Here is a 16,450-nt window from a genome sequence, read left to right on the forward strand (position 1 = left end):
ATTATTTCTTTTTAAAAATATAGTCCTTAAAATAACCCTGATCATCTTCATATTGATCGACCACCTGAAGATTAGCTTCTTCGGCTAACCAGTTTATCACAGAATCATCGTATTTCTGCGAAATTTCAGTTTGTATGCTTTCCCATTTTTCAAAACTCACAGTCAAGTTTAATTTATTTATAGCCACTTCCTGATTCTTGTTGCTTACTAAAAAGCTCTTTGTGGTTCCGCTTTCAGGATCATATGTAGGCCAATGAATGAAATTATTTGGTTCAAAATTAGCATCCATCTCATCATTTATGCGGTCTAACAAATTTTTGTTGAATGCTTCTGTTACGCCGGCAGAATCATTGTAGGCCTTTAAAATGGTGGCAGGATCTTTCTTTTGGTCTACGCCCATAAAAAGCAAATCGTCTTTGTGCATAGAATGTTGAATATTTTTTAAAAAGTCAATCGCCTGAGGATGTGAAAGATTCCCTATGTTTGAGCCTAGTACGAGAATAACTTTTTTGCGTTGAGTGTACTGCGCAATTTTTTCTAGAACTTTAAAATAGGTTCCCTGTTGCGTTTCTATATCAATTTCCGGCCACAGAGATTTTACAGATTCCTGAAGTTCGTCAAGCACATTTTGACTAATATCTATGGGTTTATAGCTAAAGTTGACATTGTTGCTCATCAATTCTTCCAGAAGAAGTTTTGTCTTTTTGCCATCCCCGGCGCCAAGTTCTATTAGGTCAAAACCTGATGGCGATTCAAATTTTTTAACTATTTCTGAAGTGTATTTTGATAAGATCTGAAATTCGCAACCCGTTAAATAATACTCAGGCAGCTCCATGATTTGTTGAAACAATTTGTCTCCTTTTTTATCATAGAAATATTTTGAAGACAGGTATTTAGGAAAAGCCGTGAGACCTTCATATACCTCTTCCTGAAATTCACTTTGAAAATCAATTTTCTGTTCCAGTTTCATGTATTTTATTTGGCTAAACGCAAGCCTGTAAATTGCCAGCGCAAGTGTGGATGAAAGAAATTGCGGTAAGTAGGGCGGGTATGCTTATCTGAAGTTGCGACAGAACCGCCTCTTAGTGTTTTTTGACTTACCATAAATTTGCCGTTATATTCACCTAAAGCGCCATCTACTTTTGTGTAACCAGGATATGGCAGGTAGGCACTTTCTGTCCATTCCCAGCGTTGCCCCCAGTCGAAATGTGATTGTGCAGCTTCCCATTCAAACTCTGTGGGAAGTCTTAGACCTTTCCACTGCGCATAAGCAAAAGCTTCAAAATATGAAATGTGAGCTAGTGGAGCATTAAGATCAAGAGGCTTTAACCCGCTAAAAGTATAACGCTGCCAATTTTCACCTATTTTATGCCAATAAAGAGGTGCTTTTACCGAGTTTTTAGAGACCCAGTCCCAGGCTTCTGCATGCCATAGAAGTACTTTTTCATAACCGCCATCTTCAATGAACTCAAGAAATTCAGCATTAGTCACAAGTCTATTTGAAATTTTATAATCATTGAGATAAACTTTGTGTCTTCCAAATTCATTGTCATATGAAAAGCCATCACCTGTATGGCCAATTTCATATAAACCACTAGATATTGATATCCATTTTTGATCTGGAGATTGTGGTTTTGATTCGGTAAATGATTTATTGTATGCGGGCATTAGTGGGTTGTTACCCAGAATGTATTTTATGTCTATAAGCAGTAATTCCTGATGTTGCTTCTCATGATGAATACCGATTTGAACCAGTGATTCTATTTCTTCAGAAATTTCATCTTGCAGTAGTTCGGCAAGATTCTCAGTTACATATTGTCTATATGAATACACTTGCTCTACGGTGGGACGAGACAGATTTCCGCGATCTGTTCTCACAACTCTGGCACCTACACTCTCGTAGTAGCTATTAAAAACGAAAGCAAATTGATCATCATATAATTGATAATTTGCTTTATGAGGTTTAAGAATGAATTCTTCAAAAAACCATGTTGTGTGTCCTAAATGCCATTTGGGCGGAGAAACATCAACAATAGGCTGCACTACATAATCCTCTATTTCAAGGGGAGCGCAGATAATTTCAGATTGAGCGCGGGTTTCAGTAAAAAATTCTAAAAGTTTGTTTGTAAGACTTGTAATCATAAAAAAGAGTATAACCTAAAGTGGTTATACTCAAATTTACAATTTTATTGCTTTTGCCCACGTTTACAAGCGTTAAGGGCAAGTTAAAAGGTAAAAGGAACGGTGTATTTTATAGCTCTGGGTTTACCTCCTGCGTTGCCGGGAGTCATTTGGGGAATTAGCATAATGTTGCGCTTAGCTTCATCCTGCAGAACTTTTGTGCCTCCTGTGACACTTTTAATTTCAGGTTTTCCTTCCGTATTGATCACAAATTTTACAACTACTTTTTCTTTTACACTACCTGGTTTGTAACCTTTTGGGAATTTAAAATTTTGACCAATGTGTTTAGCGAGTTGTTGACTAAAACATGATTTTTTTTGGGTCTCTGAGCCTGAGCAGCCCGGCCATACTGGTGGGATTTCACGTATGGTAAGTGTGTTTCCCTTCATCGCAACACCGTTTTGGGCGTACGAGAAGCTTGCCATCATAATGATGGTAGCAATTAGTAATTTCTTCATAATAATGATTTGGGTTAAACAGCGACCGCACCTTTTATGTGGGGATGCGGATCGTAATTTTCTAATTTAAAATCATCAAACTTAAAACTAAAGATATCTTTCACTTCAGGATTAATTTTGATAGTTGGCAATGTACGAATTTCTCGCGAAAGTTGAAGTTTAACCTGCTCAATATGATTATTGTAGATATGAGTGTCGCCAAAAGTATGGATGAAATCTCCCGGGGCATAATCACAAACTTGTGCGATCATAAGTGTAAGAAGCGCGTATGAGGCAATATTAAAAGGCACTCCCAGAAATACATCTGCGCTGCGTTGATAAAGCTGGCACGATAACTTAGGTCTGCTATCTGTAGCATCGGGATCTCCCGGAGCAACATAAAACTGAAAAAAGGCATGACAGGGTGGGAGGGCAGCTTTATTATTAGCCACATTTTCAGAAAATGAAACAGATGTGTCTGGCAGCACACTGGGATTCCAGGCACTTATAAGCATGCGTCTGCTGTTAGGATTTGTCTTAAGCGTGTCCATAACATCCTTTATCTGATCAATTTCTTCACTGTTCCAGTTACGCCATTGATGGCCATACACCGGACCCAGGTCCCCATTTTCGTCTGCCCAGTCATTCCAGATGCGCACCCCGTTTTCCTGTAGGTAATTAATATTAGTGTCACCCTTTAAAAACCATAGCAATTCATGAATTATCGACTTTAAATGTAATTTTTTAGTAGTAACCATAGGGAACCCTTCACTTAGATCAAATCGCATTTGATAACCAAAAACGCTTAAAGTGCCGGTGCCTGTACGGTCTCCTTTTTGAATACCGTTATCTAAAATATGATTAACTAGGTCGTGATATTGTCTCATGATGTTGCTTTAAATAGTACTCGATTCTCAAATTTCTCGAGAGTAATCTCGAGATTAAAGATCTTCTTATTCTCCTTTACGCTTCTATTGAGGTAACATAATTAAGAAGGGCTAAATGTAATTATTATAGGAAATGAAACTTCTGACATCCCTTTTAGTTTATTTTATATTTATTCACATTATAATTTAAAACAATGTTAATTAACTAATTATAAATAAATATGCTTTAAAATTAATTATAAACTAGGGTCTAACTTCAAATTTATCAAATTATGAAAAAACTAACCTTAATCATTCCTATAATGTTTTTAGGATTTTCTCTTAATGCGCAAGCCGTAGACCCCTATGCAGAGTCTGTCGTGACCCCGCAATTCTTTATAGCGGTACTCGCCGGGGTTCTGTTAGCATTAGGGTTTCAATTTATTCTTACCGCGTTATCTGTTGCTTTTGGTATTTCGGCCATAGGCGATATAAAAAAGAAATATGTAAAAGGGAAAAATCACTTTGAGTCTGATGAAGATGATTCTGATTCTATGTCAACCGGAACAATGATCACAACTGGTTTTGGTCTGTGGAGTTGTATAACTGTTGGCCTGTCTTTATTTGGAGCAACAGCTTTAGCGATCAATTTGAGTCTTATAAGCAGTACAGTAATAAGTATAACTCTGGGACTTGTGATATGGGCGACATTCTTTATTCTTCTGTTTTATCTGGAAAGTAAAGTTGTGAACACCTTGGTGGGAGGTTTAATTAATACGGCCACTGCCGGACTAAGAGCTTCGGCCAGTGCTGTTAAAGATATGTTCACTCCGTCAAAAGAGCAGCAAATTGAGCACATCGCAGATCATACAGTAGAAAAAATTCGTAAAGATTTTCAGTCCTCTTTTGATCCGCATATTATAAAAGATTCACTCGATGAGTTTTTAAATAAAGTAAATAAGTCTGTTCCTGATTATGATACGCTTAAGCAAGATCTTACAGATATAGTTGAAAACTCAACCCATGAAAGATCAAAAGCAGGTAAAAATAGCCCGGTAAAATGGATGGCGATTCAGCAGGTTCTTTCTAATGCAATATCTACAGTTTCAAAAGGAGAAGCTCAAAATAAAACAAAGCAAGAGCAATTACAGCAATTGCAAAAAGAATTGCGTGAAGCTTATGAAGAAGGTGATGATAACCAGGAGCGTATCGAGAATGCAATCACTAAATTAACTGATGCCGAAGAACAAGAGGTTCATGGTTATATTGAAAAGTTTAAAGATATTCTGGCTAAAGCAAAACCTGATGATGTTAAGCAGGATAAATGGAAAGATCAATTTAATGAAATTATCAAGAACCCAAAGGTGGAGGCAAATAAGCTTGCAAATGAATTAAAGAAAATTGATAAAGATACTGTGTTATCATTTGTTGAAGCAAATACGGCTTTTAAGAAAGATCAATTAGATGGGTTTGCAGATAAGGCTGTAGAAGTTTTTAATAATGTTACAAACCAGATTTCTGCCGGGGTAGAAGACAAAACAGATATGTCTGCAGAAGAACTAAAACAGAAACTACAGATTGAGGTATTTAAATTTATTAATCACACCGGGAAGTCTGATATAGACCTTTCAATGCTAACAAGTTTCTTCCAGAATAAGCTTGATGATTCTAAAGAAAGTCTGCAGTCACTTAAGCAAAAACTTAAAAACGTTGATAAGGAAACTTTATTAAATGTTGTAACAAGTCATTCCAGTTTAGAAAAAGATGATATAGATAAAGTTGCGGCTTCTATTGATCAGGCTAAGAATAATGTGCTTCAAAAAATTGAAGATATTGAATTAGAAGCTAACAGAAGGATTGAAAATGTAAAACGTAAAGCAGTAATTCAGGCAGAGAACACTCGCAAGAATGCCGCAGCCGCAGCGTGGTGGTTAGTAATTAGTGCTTTTGTTTCTGCAGGTGCTGCAATAGGAGGTAGTCTGCTCGCAATGAGTTAATAATGGTATTTGTTCAAAATCTAAAAAGCCTTTTCTAATTTTTAGAAAAGGCTTTTTTATATTGTATTGTTGAAGAGGATTACCCTATTATCATACCTGCAATAGTAGCAGAAAGAAGAGATGCAATAGTACCCCCTATTAATGCCTTGATTCCAAATTCTGATAATGTTTTACGTTGACCAGGAGCTAATGAACCTATTCCGCCTATTTGTATACCTATAGAAGCAAAATTGGCAAAACCACACAGCATATACGTGGCCATTATTACAGATTTCTCATATGTAAAACTGATATCATTTATAGGATTCTTCAATTCTGCCAATTGAATGTAGCCTACAAATTCACTTGCTGCGAGTTTAATACCCAGCAGTTGCCCCATAAGCATCACATCTTCTGTAGAAACGCCAATAAGCCACATAAGAGGAGCGAATATGGTTCCTAAAATTGCTTCAAGCGAAAGTTCTGTATACGGTGTGTTTGAGGCAAGATAACTGTTTAATGTAGTCCAGTCTCCCAATTTGTTAAAACCATAATTGATCATGGCTATAAAAGCGACAAAAACCAGCAGCATTGCAGCTACGTTTGCAGCTAGCTTTAGACCTTCTGTAGTTCCGTTAGCAATAGCATCAAGAATATTAGAGCCTATTTTTTCTGAAGAAACTTCTACACGACTATCAATTGCTTCTTGTTGAGGATAAAGCAATTTGGAAATTACAATAGCTCCCGGAGCAGCCATTACAGAGGCTGCCAATAAATGTTTTGCAAATTCTAGTCTCAATTGCGGGTCATCACCACCTAAAAAACCAATATAAGCGGCCAGAACTCCTCCGGCAACGGTGGCCATCCCGCCTATCATTACCAGTAAAATCTCAGAACGCGTCATGCGCTCTAAATATGCTTTTATCATTAAAGGCGCTTCTGTCTGTCCCAGGAATATGTTACCGGCTACAGATAAGCTTTCAGGGCCCGAAATGTTCATTAACTTGGTTAAAACCCAAGCCATGCCTTTCACTACAAATTGCACCACACCCAGGTAAAACAAAACAGAAGTTAATGCCGAAAAGAAAATTATTGTAGGTAAAACCTGGAAAAGAAATATAAAACCAAAACTTTCTACGTCCATCATTCCGCCTAAAAGGAATTCACTTCCGGCTGCGGTAAAATCAAGAATCTTAACAAAAATCTGCCCTACGAACTCAAAAAGCCGCTGTATAAAGCTAATTTTTAGAACACCAATAGCAAGAAAAAGTTGTGCTGCAAGACCTACGCCTACAGTTTTCCAGTTGATCGCTTTTTTATTTACACTTAATAAATAGGCTATAACCAGAAGGGAAACCATACCCAGAACTCCGCGCCAGAGACTATTAAATGAGAAGCCGGCATTTGGTATTAAATGTTTTGCTTCTTCTACAGGGAGAACTTCTTGTACAGTTTGAGCGTTAACACCGGGAATAAAAAATAAGGAAATGAGCAGTAGGGGTAGAATTTTTCGCATCTATAATTAATTGCGTTTAGATATTTCATCGCGTATTTTAGCGGCAGCCTCATAGTCTTCACGTGCTACAGCCTGATCAAGAAGCTTGTTTAGGTCCTGGAGAGATAACTTTTTATAATCTGCTCTTTCAGTATCAACCTCATCTTCAACAACCAGTTCATCAACGAGTATACTCTCGGGATTTTCTGATTCCTGACCGCTTGATCCTTTTAGATAAATACCTGCTTTATCAAGAATATTCTTGTATGTAAAAATAGGCGCATTAAACCGTAGAGCCAGAGATATGGCATCGCTGGTACGTGCATCTATTATTTCTTCTATCTTATCTCTTTCACAGATAATGCTTGAGTAGAAAACACCATCTACCAGCTTGTGTATAATAACCTGCTTGATGACAATGTCAAACCTGTCTGCAAAATTTTTAAAAAGATCATGTGTAAGAGGTCTTGGCGGGCGTATTTCTTTCTCTAAAGCAATCGCAATAGACTGAGCCTCAAAGGCACCAATTACTATAGGCAGCTTACGATCACCATCAACCTCGCTCAGGATTAGGGCATACGCACCATTCTGTGTTTGGCTATACGATATGCCTTTTATATTCAAACGCACTAGACTCATATTGCAAAAATATAAAAAGGCTGTTTAAAAGAGGACAGTGTCCAGATTTAAACAGCCCTTTAAGGGGGTCAATTTAAGAAATTTATGAGTTATTCGCTTTAAACTCTTTTAATTTTTCATTGAGCCTGGGTACTATTTCAAAAGCATCACCCACAACTCCGTAGTCTGCAGCCTTAAAGAATGGAGCTTCAGGATCGCTGTTAATTACGACCTTAGTTTTTGAAGCATTGATCCCGGCAAGATGTTGTATCGCTCCAGATATACCTATTGCAATATAAAGATTAGATGCAACCGGTTTTCCTGTTTGCCCTACGTGCTCACCGTGTGGTCTCCACCCCATATCAGATACCGGTTTAGAGCATGCGGTAGCAGCACCTAATATATCTGCCATTTCTTCTATCATGCCCCAATTCTCAGGACCCTTTAATCCGCGACCGCCAGAAACAACAATCTCTGCATCAGCGATTGTTACTTTATCTTTAGCTTTATCTACAGATTGTACATTTACACTAAAATCACCATCTTCTAAAGCTGGGCTAAAATCTTCTGCAGTTGCAGGAGCGTTACTTTCTTTTAGCCCGTATGCATTTTTAGATAATCCTATAAGGGCAACCTCTGTTTTAATTTCTGTATTGCTGAAAGCTTTATTAGTAAAAGCGGTACGCTTAACAACAATTGGAGAGACGCTCTCTGGTAAAGACACTACATTTGAAGCATAACCAGCGCTTAAATTCACCGCAAGTAAAGGAGCGAGATATTTCGCATTAGCGCTAGAACTAACTATCACTACTTTTGATTCTTCTTTTTTAGCAGCCTGATTAATTACATCTGCATATGCAGCAGCATTAAACTGGGTTAATTTATCGTTTGATACCTTTAAAACCTTATCTACACCATAAGCAGATAATGAGGAAGTATCTTCTGCATTAATAACAATAGCAGTTACTGTAGTGGCAAGCATATCTGCGATACCACGCGCATAACTGGCAACTTCGTAAGCTGTTTTTTTAAATTTTCCTTCTTCTGATTCTGTATATACTAAAACTGACATGTTTTTCTGTTTTTTTAAGCTTTTAGGCTAAAAAATGACCCTAAAAGATCGATTTTTGACTTGTTTTGGTCGGTTTTTAAATGAAACTAAATAACCTTAGCTTCATTATGTAAAAGGTTGATAAGTTCGTCAAGATTATCTGGCGAGACTAACTTTACCGCTCCTTTAGGCGCTGGTTTTTCAAAAGAGACTGTGCTTGTTTCCATTTTCTCTGCTGTAGGTGCTAGTACTTTAAGCTGTTTTTTTCTGGCCATCATGATTCCTCTCATATTAGGAATACGCAGGTCACTTTCTTCAACCAGACCTTTCTGCCCGCCAATTATTAATGGCAAAGTTGCTGTTACAGTTTCTTTACCGCCATCAATTTCGCGTACAGCGGTAGCAGTATTTCCTTCTACTTCAAGGCTTATACATGTATTTACAAAACTTGCTCCCGTAAGGGCTGCAAGCATCCCCGGCACCATACCGCCATTATAGTCTATAGACTCTCTACCGGCGATCACAAGATCATAGCCACCGTCTTGTACTACTTTACTAAGTTCTGTAGCTACCTGAAAACCATCTTGCGCTTTAGTATCTATGCGTATAGCTTCATCTGCGCCTATGGCTAAAGCTTTACGCAGTGTAGGTTCAGTTTCGGCTCCTCCTACGTTCACAACATCTACCGTTGCGCCCTGTTTTTCTTTAAACCACATTGCTCTTGTGAGACCAAACTCATCATTAGGATTGATTACAAACTGAACCCCGTTTGTGTCAAATTCTTTATTGTCTGATGTGAAGTTTATTTTTGAAGTCGTATCTGGTACGTGACTGATGCAAACTAAAATTTTCATATAAAAAAGCGGTTATTTGTAACTATTTCGTTTTCGCCACGAAAATAAGCATAATTTTTGGCTTATTTACTATGCATGCATAACAAATTTTAGTTAAATCCAATTCTTTCGGCAGAATTTAATTGTTATTTTTGCCTTCCCTTAAATTAAGGGAAGTTACCGATATTTACCGTGATCTTATACTTAACGATACATGAAAACTATACAATTTAGGGAAGCTGTTTGTGAGGCCATGAGCGAGGAGATGCGCCGTGACGACACTATTTACCTTATGGGTGAAGAAGTTGCAGAATACAATGGTGCTTACAAAGCTTCAAAAGGAATGCTTGATGAGTTTGGCCCAGAACGCGTTATTGATACGCCTATTTCAGAACTTGGTTTTGCCGGGATAGCAATAGGAAGCGCGATGAATGGCAACAGACCTATCGTGGAGTATATGACATTTAACTTCTCTCTTGTAGGGATTGACCAGATCATTAATAATGCTGCTAAAATAAGACAGATGTCAGGTGGCCAGTTTAATTGCCCAATCGTTTTTCGCGGGCCAACTGCCTCCGCCGGTCAATTAGGTGCAACACACTCACAGGCTTTTGAGAACTGGTTTGCAAATACTCCTGGTCTTAAAGTAATTGTTCCTTCTAACCCTGCAGATGCTAAAGGACTTTTAAAGTCTGCTATACGTGATAATGATCCTGTTATTTTCATGGAAAGTGAGCAGATGTATGGTGATAAAGGAGAGGTGCCAGAAGGTGAATATCTTATACCTATTGGTGTAGCAGATATTAAAAGAGAAGGTACAGACGTTACTATTGTTTCTTTTGGTAAAATAATTAAAGAAGCCTATAAAGCGGCAGACGAATTAGCAAAGGAGGATATCTCTTGTGAAATCATAGATCTACGTACCGTGCGCCCAATGGATCATAAAACCATTCTGGATTCAGTTAAAAAGACAAATCGCCTTATTATTCTGGAAGAAGCATGGCCTTTTGGTAACGTAGCTACAGAGATCACCTATCAGGTACAATCTGAAGCTTTTGATTATCTTGATGCTCCTATTATTAAAATAAACACAGCAGATACTCCGGCACCCTATTCTCCCGTTCTTTTAAAAGAGTGGTTACCCAATAGTGATGATGTTGTTAAAGCTGTCAAAAAGGTACTTTACAAGTAAAAGTATACCAATATATTTGAGGCTTCATGGGTTATTATACCAATGAAGCCTTTATTTTTTAATGGAAGGTAAGAGGGCGATTTTAGGCCTTTAAACCCCGATTTTTATCCTCAAAGAGGAATAAATATGAAGAACCTCCTAATCCTGCTTCTACTTTTTTGCTTGCCTATAGTAGGATTAAGCCAAACAAAAGTAGGAGGTCGTGTATATGATGGTCTGGGAAATCCCATTCCTTTTGCAAATGTTGTTTTCCCCGGGTCTACAGAGGGAACTATTACAAATGAAGACGGTCGCTTTTATCTGGAGACAGATGACAATTACGATACTCTAAAAGTTACTTTCGTGGGATTTACTCCACGTGAGATCAAGTTAGAAAAGCGGGTAAACTATAATCTTAGTATAGTTCTGGAAGAGGAAGCCGAAACTATGGATGAGGTTGTGATCTATTCAGGAAAGCAACCTAAAAAGAACAATCCTGCTGTAGAAATACTCAAAAAGATCTGGGCAAATAAACGGCAAAACGGTCTGAGTCAATTTGATCAATATCAATATGACAAATACGAGAAAGTAGAGTTTGATCTCAATACTATTGACAGCGCTCTTATAAACAACCGTATCTTTAATGGGATGGAATTCATTTTTAACCAGATGGATACTTCTCGTATTACAGGTAAGACCTATCTCCCTATTTTTATAAATGAAGCCAGTAGTAAGGTTTATGGCGACAACACTTTAAATCTTAAGAAGGAGGAGCTTTTAGGAAATAAAAACAGTGGTTTTAGTACCAATCAAACAATCATAGCCTTTGTAAATGAACTCTACAATGAGTTTAATGTTTATGATAACTACCTAAAATTCTTTGATAAAAGTTTTGTAAGTCCGCTTTCTACAACTGGTGTCAGCACATACAATTATGTACTTGCAGACAGCGCGTACATTAAGAATAAATGGTGTTACAATATTATTTATTATCCGCGTAGAAGCAATGAACTAACCTTTAAAGGAGATTTCTGGGTAAATGACACTACCTGGGCGATTACTGATATTAATATGCAGGTTAATAAAAGTGCAAATATTAATTGGGTAAAGGAAATTTATATTGAGCAGGAATTTAAAGTTGAAAGCGACACTACTTTTTTAATTACTCGTGATTACTTTCTTTCAGATTTTGCGATTCGTAAGAAAGAAGAAAGTAAAGGGATGTATGGTAAGCGTACGACTCTCTACGATAATTATGTTTTCAACAAGCCTTTAAAAGAAGATTTTTATAAGAAGCGTCTGCAGGAATATGATGAATCTATTTATACCAGAGACGATGCTTTCTGGAAAGATAAAAGACAGGAAGAATTAAGTAAGGACGAAAAGGGTATTTATAATATGCTTGACACCTTAAAGACGGTGCCACGTTTTAAGGCGCTGTATGATATTGGCTCGGTACTGGTTTCCGGCTACTATGAATGGGATGCTGCTAATCTTGATATAGGTCCAATATTTTCTGCCTTTGGTTTCAATGATGTGGAGGGCTTGAGATTAAGAATGGGTGCTCGTACCTATTTTAATCAAAATGATCCATGGAGGTTAGAAGGTTTCACCGCTTACGGTTTCAAAGATCAGAAGTTTAAATACGGGATTTCAGGAAAATGGCTTATAGATAAAAAAAGCCGATTAATAGTGTCTGGGGGTTACCGTAAAGACATAGAACAAACAGGGGCAAGCCTTACCACATCTACAGATGTATTAGGTAGAAATTTAGCATCATCATCACTGGTAACAGTAGGCTCTAACGACAGACTTACAAGTCTAGAGTTGGGTAATTTTGCAATAGAAGCAGAACCAATCAAGAATTTGATTCTCAGGTCTGATATGTCTATACGTAGTTTGCAGTCTGCATCGCCTACTTTTAGTTTAGATTATTATACAGATGCAACACAGACTGTGTCTAAGCCAGATGTTAAGCAGACAGATTTCATATTGAGTGCTATTTATGAGCCGGGAAAACGCACTTCTGGTTATGGCGTTGAGCGATTAACAAGCAATGAATGGTTTCCTACAATTTTTGTGGGTTACACAAAAGGTATTAAAAATCTCTGGGAGAGTGATTTTGACTATGAAAAGCTGCAATTTTCATATAGACAGCCCTGGCGAGCGGGTGGTTTAGGAACTTTCACTTCTACAATAGAAGCAGGGAAAACCTTTGGTACAGTGCCTTTGGGACTACTTAGCGTGATTCCTGGTAACCAGAATTTATTTTCGATTTATGGCACCTTTCCTCAGCTTAATTATTATGAATTTATAACAGATACATACGCCTCTGTACATTTAGAACATAACTTTGGCGGAAGATTATTTTCAAGAATACCGCTTCTTAAAAAGTTGAACCTGAGAGAAATTATAGGCTTAAGAGGAGCTTGGGGAGAAATTTCAGACGAGAACCAACAAATAAATGCTACGGGTATAGAATATCTGGCTCCTAATAAAAAGCCATATTATGAATATAGTTTTGGGGTAGGGAATATCTTTAAGATTTTGAGAATAGATTTTAATTTTAGGGGGAATTATCTGGATTTGCCAGATGCCCGAAAATTTGGTGTTACAGGAGCTTTAGAGTTTTCATTTTAAATAAACAGACTGGTTTAAGGGTAAAATGGTTGTGTATGGTGTTTTTTTATTCTTTTACCGAATTTCTTTGCCTTAAGGCTTGATTTAAGGTACTTTTGCCCTCCCCTGATTATAATGTTAAACACCGTATAATTAACGGAAAAAGTAAATATGACGAGAGATAAAATTACAACCTTCGATGTGCTAATAGAGATTCCGAAGGGTAGTCGAAATAAATACGAGTACGACTTTAAGCTGAAGAAAATACGCTACGACCGTATGATCTTTTCTTCAATGATGTATCCTGCAGATTACGGTTTCATTCCTGAGACTTTGGCATTAGACGGTGATCCACTTGATGTTCTTGTATTAGTTACAGAGCCTACTTTTCCAGGTTGTGTTATGGAGGTGAAGCCCATTGGTGTATTTCACATGACAGATGAGAAAGGTCCTGATGAAAAAGTAATATGTGTACCAGTAAGTGATCCTATTGCAAGTTCTGTAAATGACCTTAGTGAGCTTAACCCACATTTAATAAAAGAGATCGAGCATTTCTTCCAGGTTTATAAAGATCTTGAAAAGAAAAAAGTTGATGTAGGCGGTTGGGGCGATGTAAATGAGGCTAAAGAGATCATTATACAGTGTATAGACAGATATACAGAAAGTGATATTCCTGTAGAGGAAGTGAGTATAAAATAAGCATACAAAATATAACGAAATGAAGAAGCCGCAATAAAGCGGCTTTTTTTATTCCATATATTCAATACAAAGCCTGATAGTATAAAATTCCCTCAATTTTGCTACATTAGTAGAAATCATTTAATAAATACCAAAATTTATGGAATCAAATGTGATCTATGTACCTATAGCTATGGCTATAATTGGGCTTTTATTTATGCTTATTAAAAGAAGCTGGGTCAAAAAGCAAAACCCGGGAAGTGAAAAAATGCAAACTATTTCTAAGAATATAAAAGAAGGTGCTCTTGCGTTTTTGGCAGCTGAGTATAGATTGCTTTTGATTTTTGTTGTTATAGCTTCAGTTCTACTTTATATAATATCTGTTATTGTTGATACTACAAGTTGGTTAATAGTTCCTGCTTTTGTCGTCGGCGCTTTTTTCTCTGCCCTTGCGGGAAATATAGGTATGCGTATTGCTACAGATGCTAATGCCCGTACTGCTGAAGCAGCAAAGACAAGTTTACCACAGGCACTCAAAGTAAGCTTTGGTGGCGGTACTGTTATGGGGCTTGGTGTCGCGGGTCTTGCGGTTCTGGGATTAAGTTTGTTCTTTATGTTTTTCGTTTCCCAATTTATGGGCAAAACAGGCGATTTTTATGAGGATATGACCATTGTTCTGGAGGCGCTGGCTGGTTTTTCGCTGGGAGCGGAATCAATTGCATTGTTTGCACGTGTAGGCGGTGGTATATATACTAAAGCTGCAGATGTAGGTGCAGATCTTGTAGGTAAGGTAGAGGCAGGAATACCTGAAGATGATCCTCGTAATCCGGCTACGATTGCAGATAACGTAGGTGATAATGTAGGTGATGTTGCTGGTATGGGTGCAGATTTGTTTGGTAGTTATGTAGCCACAGTATTAGCGGCAATGGTCCTGGGTAATTATCTCATAAGAGATATGTCTCAGGAAAATCAGTTTGTTGATGCGTTTAATAATATGGGACCAGTGCTCTTACCTATTGTCATTGCCGGAGTAGGGATTTTGGCTTCCATAATAGGGACTTTTTTAGTGAAAATTTCAAGCAATACTGCGAGAGAATCGCAGGTTCAAAAAGCTCTTGACAGAGGGAATTGGGTTGCTATATTTTTAACCTTAATATCAAGCTACTTTCTAATTCGCTGGATGCTTCCTGAAACAATGGTTATGCATTTCTTTGGCGAAGGTGATAAAGAGATATCTTCTAATAATGTTTTTATTTCTGCGTGTATAGGTCTTGCAGTAGGAGCTTTAATCTCTGTTGTGACTGCCTACTACACCAGTTTGGGTAAAAAGCCCGTGATGGATATCGTACAGAATTCATCTACCGGTGCGGCAACTAATATTATAGCAGGTCTTGCCGTTGGTATGAAATCTACTTTTGCTTCGGTTTTGTTATTTGCTGCGGCTATATACAGCTCATACGAACTGGCCGGATTTTATGGTGTGGCTTTGGCGGCATCAGCGATGATGGCCACTACAGCTATGCAACTTGCCATTGATGCGTTTGGGCCCATTGCAGATAATGCGGGTGGTGTGGCAGAAATGAGTGAGTTACCTCCGGAAGTGCGTCAACGTACAGATATTTTAGATTCTGTGGGTAATACGACAGCTGCGGTGGGTAAAGGTTTCGCGATCGCATCTGCGGCATTAACTGCGCTTGCCCTTTTTGCAGCCTTTGTAACTTTTACGGGAATTGACGGGATCAATATTTTTAAAGCAGACGTGCTTGCAGCATTATTTGTAGGTGGTATGATCCCGGTTGTTTTTTCTGCATTAGCGATGAAATCTGTGGGCAAAGCGGCTATGCAGATGGTGCAGGAAGTGAGAAGACAGTTTAGAGAAATTCCGGGTATTTTAGAAGGAACAGGAAAACCTGAATATGGCAAATGCGTTGCAATTTCTACTCAAGCAGCTTTGCGCGAAATGATACTGCCTGGTCTATTAACTATAATTACACCAATATTGGTTGGTCTTATTTTCGGAGCGGAACCTCTGGGAGGTTATATGGCCGGAGTTTGTGTTTCTGGTGTAATGTGGGCGATTTTTCAAAATAACGCAGGTGGGGCTTGGGATAATGCTAAAAAATCATTTGAGGCCGGGGTTGAAATTGATGGGAAAATGACCTATAAGGGGAGTGATGCTCACAAGGCTGCTGTTACAGGAGATACTGTGGGTGATCCTTTTAAAGATACTTCGGGACCATCAATGAATATACTTATTAAATTAACCTGTCTGGTTGGGTTAGTAATTGCACCTATAATTGGTACTCCAACCGAATCTACTGAGCTTGTAGAACAGGAAAAGGTTGAAACATCTACTCAGGAAAAACGCACTATAGTAAATTCAGATAGTGATAAGATGGTAGTTGAATTAGAAAACATAAAATAGAACTCCTTTTATTGATTTGATGAAGCCTGTTTTTATCTTCAAACTTGGTAAGTTTTTTGGAAAATATTAAGAGAAGTTTATAATTAAAATCCAAGATGCC

13 protein-coding genes are annotated in these 16,450 nt (G+C 37.8%); 5 read left to right on the forward strand and 8 right to left on the reverse strand.

Translation table 11 applies throughout. The annotated features are described in order from the left end of the window. Window position 1: 1 nt before the first annotated feature. The 4 genes from egtD to ACH3PA_RS08850 all read right to left on the reverse strand — a co-directional run bounded on the left by egtD (window position 2) and on the right by ACH3PA_RS08850 (window position 3,505). On the reverse strand, window positions 2–970 hold the full coding sequence (gene egtD / locus ACH3PA_RS08835) for an L-histidine N(alpha)-methyltransferase (RefSeq protein ID WP_416445077.1): 969 nt from the start codon (window positions 968–970) through the stop codon (window positions 2–4). A 5-nt stretch (window positions 971–975) separates the two neighbouring features. Continuing rightward, a complete protein-coding gene (gene egtB / locus ACH3PA_RS08840; protein ID WP_416445075.1) occupies window positions 976–2,142 on the reverse strand; it encodes an ergothioneine biosynthesis protein EgtB in 1,167 nt (388 codons plus the stop codon). Between the two features lie 83 nt (window positions 2,143–2,225). Beyond that, entirely contained in the window at window positions 2,226–2,639 is a 414-nt protein-coding gene (locus ACH3PA_RS08845) for an energy transducer TonB (protein ID WP_416445073.1), read from the reverse strand. Window positions 2,640–2,653: 14 nt separating this feature from the next. Continuing rightward, window positions 2,654–3,505, reverse strand: coding sequence for a thymidylate synthase (locus ACH3PA_RS08850; RefSeq protein ID WP_416445071.1), 852 nt, complete (start codon window positions 3,503–3,505; stop codon window positions 2,654–2,656). Window positions 3,506–3,777: 272 nt separating this feature from the next. Here ACH3PA_RS08850 and ACH3PA_RS08855 point away from each other — a divergent pair, with 272 nt between their 5' ends. Beyond that, window positions 3,778–5,481: a hypothetical protein gene (locus ACH3PA_RS08855; RefSeq protein ID WP_416445069.1), complete on the forward strand. Its 1,704-nt coding sequence runs from the start codon at window positions 3,778–3,780 to the stop codon at window positions 5,479–5,481. Window positions 5,482–5,560: 79 nt separating this feature from the next. On the opposite strand, the gene ACH3PA_RS08860 is transcribed toward ACH3PA_RS08855, so the two are convergent. From ACH3PA_RS08860 to ACH3PA_RS08875, 4 genes are all read right to left on the reverse strand, one after another. After that, the gene (locus tag ACH3PA_RS08860; RefSeq protein WP_416445067.1) at window positions 5,561–6,976 is read right to left on the reverse strand and encodes a NupC/NupG family nucleoside CNT transporter; all 1,416 of its coding nucleotides are present in this window, start codon (window positions 6,974–6,976) and stop codon (window positions 5,561–5,563) included. Between the two features lie 6 nt (window positions 6,977–6,982). Next, on the reverse strand, window positions 6,983–7,594 hold the full coding sequence (locus ACH3PA_RS08865; RefSeq protein ID WP_416445065.1) for a bifunctional nuclease domain-containing protein: 612 nt from the start codon (window positions 7,592–7,594) through the stop codon (window positions 6,983–6,985). Window positions 7,595–7,676: 82 nt separating this feature from the next. After that, a complete protein-coding gene (locus ACH3PA_RS08870; protein WP_416445063.1) occupies window positions 7,677–8,645 on the reverse strand; it encodes an electron transfer flavoprotein subunit alpha/FixB family protein in 969 nt (322 codons plus the stop codon). 86 nt (window positions 8,646–8,731) lie between these two features. Beyond that, window positions 8,732–9,478 carry an electron transfer flavoprotein subunit beta/FixA family protein gene (locus ACH3PA_RS08875; RefSeq protein WP_416445061.1) on the reverse strand — a complete coding sequence of 249 codons (747 nt, stop codon included), beginning with the start codon at window positions 9,476–9,478 and terminating at the stop codon, window positions 8,732–8,734. Between the two features lie 193 nt (window positions 9,479–9,671). On the opposite strand from ACH3PA_RS08875, the gene ACH3PA_RS08880 reads away from it, so the two are divergent. The 4 genes from ACH3PA_RS08880 (at window position 9,672) to ACH3PA_RS08895 (ending at window position 16,350) form a co-directional block, all read left to right on the forward strand. Further along, window positions 9,672–10,649, forward strand: coding sequence for a pyruvate dehydrogenase complex E1 component subunit beta (locus ACH3PA_RS08880; protein ID WP_416448532.1), 978 nt, complete (start codon window positions 9,672–9,674; stop codon window positions 10,647–10,649). 126 nt (window positions 10,650–10,775) lie between these two features. Then, window positions 10,776–13,268: a DUF5686 family protein gene (locus ACH3PA_RS08885; protein WP_416448533.1), complete on the forward strand. Its 2,493-nt coding sequence runs from the start codon at window positions 10,776–10,778 to the stop codon at window positions 13,266–13,268. A 150-nt stretch (window positions 13,269–13,418) separates the two neighbouring features. Further along, a complete protein-coding gene (locus tag ACH3PA_RS08890; RefSeq protein ID WP_416445055.1) occupies window positions 13,419–13,946 on the forward strand; it encodes an inorganic diphosphatase in 528 nt (175 codons plus the stop codon). Window positions 13,947–14,085: 139 nt separating this feature from the next. Beyond that, window positions 14,086–16,350 (forward strand): sodium-translocating pyrophosphatase, encoded by a 2,265-nt coding sequence (locus tag ACH3PA_RS08895; protein WP_416448534.1) that lies wholly within the window; start codon window positions 14,086–14,088, stop codon window positions 16,348–16,350. Window positions 16,351–16,450 lie beyond the last annotated feature (100 nt).

This window comes from Leeuwenhoekiella sp. A2, assembly GCF_047946655.1.
Lineage (GTDB): Bacteria > Bacteroidota > Bacteroidia > Flavobacteriales > Flavobacteriaceae > Leeuwenhoekiella.